Annotated in this window: 2 tRNA genes and 1 rRNA gene; all 3 read left to right on the forward strand. The window is 46.2% G+C overall.

What is annotated here, in order from left to right:
- Positions 1-141: 141 nt before the first annotated feature.
- Positions 142-215: transfer RNA gene (locus Q1A73_RS24285), tRNA-Ile, on the forward strand.
- Between the two features lie 135 nt (positions 216-350).
- A tRNA-Ala gene (locus tag Q1A73_RS24290) sits at positions 351-424 on the forward strand.
- Positions 425-640: 216 nt separating this feature from the next.
- Positions 641-3,457, forward strand: a 23S ribosomal RNA gene (locus tag Q1A73_RS24295).
- Positions 3,458-3,478: the final 21 nt, after the last annotated feature.

The raw sequence follows: 3,478 nt of genomic DNA on the forward strand, positions 1-3,478 counted from the left end.
ATTGTTTGTTAGGGATTATTTTTAGTCTTAGCTGTTAATTAATTGAATTAGTTGTTAGTTTTTGGTTGTTAGTTGTTAGAGTTTTAATTTATAAGACAGGTAACTATCAACTGTAAACCATCAACCATCAACTATGAAAAAAGTCTCATAGCTCAGCTGGTTAGAGCGCTACACTGATAATGTAGAGGTCGGCAGTTCGAGTCTGCCTGAGACTACTATCTAAGATGGGTTTAGTTTTTTTATAAGCTTAGTTTTAGTAAAGTTCATTGATTATATATTGAAAAGGAAATTCTAGAAGTTTGAGAATTCTAAATTCGTAATTCTGAATTCTACATTCTGAATTCATGATAGGGGAATTAGCTCAGCTGGCTAGAGCGCCTGCCTTGCACGCAGGAGGTCACCGGTTCGACTCCGGTATTCTCCACAAGGCGATGCCTTGAGATATAAGTTTCAAGAGTATTGCATGGGAGTAGTGACTGATAATTAATATCAGTGGTTACTCACCACAACGTTCATTGACATATTGATTTAAAGAATACGAGCGTTAGATGTTTTCACAGGAGACATTTAACGACAAAAGAGCGATAATAGAATTATATTTTATTATTGAAAAAACTAAAAGAGCAAGTTAAAGCAAGACGCATAAGCTAATTAAGGGCGTATGGGGAATGCCTAGGCTCTCAGAGGCGATGAAGGACGTGATAAGCTGCGAAAAGCTGTGGGGAGTGGCACATACACTATGATCCGCAGATATCCGAATGGGGCAACCCACTATATTGAAGATATAGTATCCGTAAGGAGGCGAACCCGGAGAACTGAAACATCTAAGTACCCGGAGGAGAAGAAAACAATAGTGATTCCGTTAGTAGTGGCGAGCGAACGCGGATTAGCCCAAACCGATGTTGTTACGGCAATATCGGGGTTGTAGGACCACGCTATAAGATGTATATTGAATTAGAATTGTTTGGAAAGACAAGCCAAAGAGGGTGATAGTCCCGTATAGGTAAGATATATTGATTTAGTGGTATCCTGAGTAGTGCGGGGCACGTGTAACCCTGTATGAATCTGTGGGGACCATCCCATAAGGCTAAATACTCCTGAGAGACCGATAGTGAACCAGTACCGTGAGGGAAAGGTGAAAAGAACCCTGAATAAGGGAGTGAAATAGATCCTGAAACCATACGCTTACAAGCGGTCGGAGCGATAAGTGACGGCGTGCCTTTTGCATAATGAGCCTACGAGTTACTTTTACTAGCAAGGTTAAGATTTTAAGAATCGCAGCCGTAGCGAAAGCGAGTCTGAATAGGGCGATTAAGTTAGTAGTAGTAGACGCGAAACCGTGTGATCTACCCTTGGGCAGGTTGAAGCTTTGTTAACCCAAAGTGGAGGACCGAACCCGTTGACGTTGAAAAGTCTTGGGATGACCTGAGGGTAGGGGTGAAAGGCCAATCAAACTCGGAAATAGCTCGTACTCCCCGAAATGCATTTAGGTGCAGCGTTGATATATAGTTTTATAGAGGTAGAGCTACTGATTGGATGCGGGGGCTTCACCGCCTACCAATTCCTGACAAACTCCGAATGCTATAAAATGATGATCAGCAGTGAGGGCATGGGTGCTAAGGTCCATGTCCGAGAGGGAAAGAACCCAGACCATCAGCTAAGGTCCCTAAATATATGCTAAGTTGAATAAACGCGGTTGAACTGCTTAGACAGCTAGGATGTTGGCTTGGAAGCAGCCATTCATTTAAAGAGTGCGTAACAGCTCACTAGTCGAGCGGTTCGGCATGGATAATAATCGGGCATAAGCATATTACCGAAGCTATGGACTTCGTAAGGAGTGGTAGGGGAGCATTGTAGTGACGTTGAAGGTGAGAGGCGATTCTTGCTGGAGTAGCTACAAAAGAAAATGTAGGCATAAGTAACGATAATGCGGGCGAGAAACCCGCACACCGAAAGACTAAGGTTTCCTCAGCTATGCTAATCAGCTGAGGGTTAGTCGGGACCTAACGCGAACCCGAAAGGGGTAGTGGATGGACAACAGGTTAATATTCCTGTACCTGCTCACGCTAAAAGTGACGGAGGCGTTTATTTGGTGCGAACTGACGGAATAGTTCGTTGAAGCGAGTAGTAATACCGCGATAGTACACAGAGGCTTCGGCTGATGTGATAATCCAGAGGCGCGACTTCCAAGAAAACCGAGTGAAGCAGCCCGTACCGTAAACCGACACAGGTAGTTGGGATGAGAATTCTAAGGTGCTCGAGAGATTCATGGCTAAGGAACTAGGCAAAATCGACCCGTAACTTCGGGAGAAGGGTCGCCACACTTCGGTGTGGCCGCAGTGAAGAGGTCCAGGCGACTGTTTATCAAAAACACAGGGCTATGCTAAATAGAAATATGATGTATATGGCCTGACACCTGCCCGGTGCCGGAAGGTTAAGAGGAGGGTTTAGCTTCGGCGAAGATCTGAATTGAAGCCCCGGTAAACGGCGGCCGTAACTATAACGGTCCTAAGGTAGCGAAATTCCTTGTCGGGTAAGTTCCGACCTGCACGAATGGTGCAACGATCTGGACACTGTCTCAGCCATGAGCTCGGTGAAATTGTAGTATCGGTGAAGATGCCGGTTACCCGCTGTGGGACGAAAAGACCCTGTGAACCTTTACTATAGCTTAGTATTGACTTTGGATAAGTAATGTGTAGGATAGGTGGGAGACTTTGAAGTGGCGTCGCCAGGCGTTGTGGAGTCATTGTTGAAATACCACCCTTTGCTTATTCGAAGCCTAACATCGCGAGATGGACAGTGCTTGGTGGGTAGTTTGACTGGGGTGGTCGCCTCCAAAAGAGTAACGGAGGCTTCTAAAGGTCTGCTCAGTACGGTTGGTAATCGTGCGTAGAGTGCAATGGCATAAGCAGGCTTGACTGAGAGAGATACAGCTCGATCAGGTACGAAAGTAGAGCATAGTGATCCGGTGGTTCCGCATGGAAGGGCCATCGCTCAAAGGATAAAAGGTACTCCGGGGATAACAGGCTGATCTCCCCCAAGAGCTCACATCGACGGGGGGGTTTGGCACCTCGATGTCGGCTCGTCACATCCTGGGGCTGGAGAAGGTCCCAAGGGTTGGGCTGTTCGCCCATTAAAGTGGCACGCGAGCTGGGTTCAGAACGTCGTGAGACAGTTCGGTCTCTATCTACAGTGGGCGTTAGAAATTTGAGTGGATCTGACTTTAGTACGAGAGGACCGAGTTGGACGAACCTCTGGTGTATCTGTTGTTCCGCCAGGAGCATTGCAGAGTAGCTACGTTCGGAAGGGATAAGCGCTGAAAGCATATAAGCGCGAAACCCACCACAAGATGAGATTTCTTTAAAGGGTCGTGGGAGACTACCACGTTGATAGGCTATAGGTGTAAAGGCAGTAATGTCATAGCCGAGTAGTACTAATAACCCATAGGCTTATGCGCACACCTTGGTATTGAAGTATC

This window comes from uncultured Aquimarina sp. (genome assembly GCF_947492115.1).
GTDB lineage: Bacteria > Bacteroidota > Bacteroidia > Flavobacteriales > Flavobacteriaceae > Aquimarina.